Annotated in this window: 1 protein-coding gene and 1 pseudogene; both read right to left on the reverse strand. The window is 76.5% G+C overall.

Annotation, left to right across the window (positions count from 1 at the left end; genetic code table 11):
* Nucleotides 1–377: heme exporter protein CcmB (locus ACFQ27_RS20855; protein ID WP_377354932.1), on the reverse strand; the 377-nt coding region annotated here is incomplete at its 3' end.
* Nucleotides 374–519: pseudogene (locus tag ACFQ27_RS20860) on the reverse strand (heme ABC exporter ATP-binding protein CcmA); the annotation flags it as partial. The pseudogene ACFQ27_RS20860 and the gene ACFQ27_RS20855, both read right to left, overlap by 4 nt.

A 519-nucleotide genomic window follows, 5' to 3' on the forward strand; every position in this document is an offset into this window, starting at 1 on the left:
AGCGCCACCGGCGCGCCGAGCGCGATGGCGGCCACCAGGGCGGCGAAGGCCAGGGGCGCGCCCGCCGCCAGCCACTGGCCCAGGCACTTGATGGCGCAGGTCAACTCCAGGGGCATGGGCGACAGGGTGATCAGGTCCAGCGCCCCGTCCTCGAAGTCCCGCTCGAACAACCGGTCGAGGCTGAGGAGGGAGGCGAGCGCCAGGGCGATCCAGGCCACGCCCGGCGCAACAGCCGCCAGGCGCGCGGGCTCCGGGCCCGTGGCCAGCGGCAGGAGGGTGGTGACCCCGGCGTAGAAGCCGAGCGAGACCAGCGGGCCGCCGCCCCGGCCCCAGGCCAGGCGGGTCTCGCGCTTCAGAAGTTCCAGGGCCGCGCTCATGGCGCGACCTCCGCGCTGATCCGCATCTCGGCGGCCGGCACCGGCAGGGGGTCGTGCACGGCGGCCAGGATCAGGCCGCCGCCGGCCAGGTGCTCGGCCATGATCTCGCCCAGGCGGGTCCGCCAGCCGGCGTCCAGCGGGC

The sequence above is a fragment of the Phenylobacterium conjunctum genome (assembly GCF_042679085.1).
In the GTDB taxonomy this organism is placed as follows: domain Bacteria; phylum Pseudomonadota; class Alphaproteobacteria; order Caulobacterales; family Caulobacteraceae; genus Phenylobacterium; species Phenylobacterium conjunctum.